The sequence below is a fragment of the Streptomyces sp. NRRL B-24572 genome (assembly GCF_002156145.1).
GTDB lineage: Bacteria > Actinomycetota > Actinomycetes > Streptomycetales > Streptomycetaceae > Streptomyces > Streptomyces vietnamensis.
In genome coordinates, this window is record NZ_MWIG01000993.1 from 1 (window position 1) to 2,254 (window position 2,254).

Genomic DNA, 2,254 nt, shown 5'->3' on the forward strand with positions numbered 1-2,254 from the left:
ACGCAGGGCCCCGGCGGTCCCGCGTACCCGCAGCATCCCTACCCCGGCGGGCCGACGCCGGCCGGGTATGCGCCTCAGCAGCCGCCCCAGCAGCCGAAGAAGAGGGGCGCGCGCGGTCTCGTCATCGCCGTGGCCGCCGTCCTCGCCTTCTCCGTCGCGGGCGGCGCGACCGCCTACGTCCTGCTGAAGGACAAGGGCGGGCAGTCCACCGCGAACGGCGGCGGGCAGCCCAACGGGAAGGGCTCGCCGAGCACGCAGGGCAGCGGGGGCACGGGGACCGGGACGGGCTCCGGGACCGGGACGGAGAGCTCCGCCCCGAAGCCCTCGACGGCGCCGGCGACGGCGCCGGCGCCGCAGGCCGCCACGTACAAGAACATCAACCTCACGGCCGGCTACCACCTGACCCTCGGGGACAACGACGTACGCCCGCAGGACGGCGAGGACGGCAACTACGAGCTCTCCTACGACACCGGCGGCTACCTCGACGCCGAGAGCAGCGGCGGCAACCTGGTCCTGCTCGACCCGGGCCAGGAGGGTTCCCTCGAAGCGTGCCGCGCGGAGACCCGCTTCACCGAGACCATCCAGGTGAGCAAGCTGTCGCCGGGCCGTCAGGTCTGTGTCACGACGGGTACGGGCCATCTCGGCCTGGTCACCGTCAAGGCCTTCTCGCCGGAGGAGTCTCCGAGCACCTACATGACGCTCGATCTGACGGTGTGGCGGAACGCGGCTCCCTCCGCATCGTCGAGCTGACCGCTTTCGATGCATCTTCCGTAATCTGAATACCGATCCGATCAAGGGAGGTTCCGAACCGATCAAGATCGGTTCTATAGTGCCGTCGTTATGACTCCCCCGTGTGCCTGTTCTCGAGAGTCTGGTTGATGTCGGCGCCGTCCACCCCCTTCCGCCCTGCCTTGCTCGCCTCGTTGCTGACGGCCGCCGCGGGTGGTGCGCTCGCCGTCGCGGCGACCGCCGCGGCGCCGGCCGGGGTCCGTCCCCCACTCGGCTGGTTCGCCGGCGGCGGCGTGCTGCTCCTAGCGGCCGCCGCCTTCGCGGTCACCTGGTACGGGCGGACCTCGCGCTCCCTGAGCCGGAGGGCCGAGACCCTCACCGCCGAACTCGCCTCCCTGGAGGCCCGGGCCGCCCGGCAGACGGCCGACGCGGCGCGCGAGACGGCGGCGCTGAAGGAGCGGTACGAGACGGAGGCCGCCGCCGCGGCGGCGGCCCACGCCGCGCGGACCGAGGAACTGGTCCGCGCCCACACGGCCCGGACCGCCGAGCTGACCGAGGCTCAGGCCGACGACATCAAGCGCCTTGAGGCCCGGCTGCGCCGGGCCGAGTCCGGCCGGTCCGCCGCCATGGCCGCCGCGGCCAACGCGGCCGGCCGCATGCAGGCCCTCGCCACGAGCATGCTCGCCGACCTGCGGGAGATGGAGCACCGGCACGCCGACGAGGACGTCCTGGCCGACCTGCTCCACCTCGACCACCGCACCGCCCAGGCCGGCCGCCTCGCCGACTCCGTCGCCGTACTGACCGGAGCCCGGTCCGGACGGCGCTGGGCCCGCCCCATCGTCATGGAGTCGATCCTGCGCGGCGCCATGGGCCGGATCGGCGGCTACCAGCGGGTGCGGCTGCACTCCAGCAGCGACGCGGCCGTCGCCGGACACGCGGCCGAGGGCGTCATGCACGCCCTGGCCGAACTGATGGACAACGCCGCGAACTTCTCGCCGCCCAACGCCGAGGTCCACGTCTACGTGGAGGAGGTCCCGGCCGGCGTCATCATCGCGGTCGAGGACAGCGGCCTGGTGATGAGCGACGTGCAGCTGCGCCGCGCGGAGGCCGCGGTCGGCGCGACGACGCAGGACCTGGCCGGTCTCTCCGGCACCCGGCTCGGCCTGGCCGTCGTCGGCCGGCTGGCCCGCAAGCACGGCCTGACCGTGTCCTTCCGCCCCTCGGCGCGCGGCGGCACCGGCGCCCTCCTGATGCTGCCTCAGGAGCTGATCAGCCACGCGCCCGTCGAGCCGCCGGCCACGCCCGCCGCCGGCCTGCCGCCCGTGACGGGACGCGGCCTGGCGACGCCGACGCCGGCCCCCGCCGCGGCGGCCGTCGAGCCCGAGACCACGCACGACAGCGCGGCCGAAAGCACCGGCGAGCACCCGCGGTTCGGCGAGAGCGGTCTGCCGCGCCGCCGCCGCGGCCGGGCGATGGCCGCCGCCCACCCCGAGGGCCCCGAGGCCGCCGAGAAGCCGCGCGCGGC

Annotated in this window: 1 protein-coding gene and 1 pseudogene; both read left to right on the plus strand. The window is 74.9% G+C overall.

Annotation, left to right across the window (positions count from 1 at the left end; translation table 11 throughout):
• Nucleotides 1–750 (plus strand): annotated as a pseudogene (locus CCN56_RS43715) (serine/threonine protein kinase); the annotation flags it as partial.
• Between the two features lie 128 nt (nt 751–878).
• A partial coding sequence (locus CCN56_RS39295; RefSeq protein ID WP_086832389.1) for an ATP-binding protein occupies nt 879–2,254 on the plus strand: 1,376 nt, incomplete at its 3' end.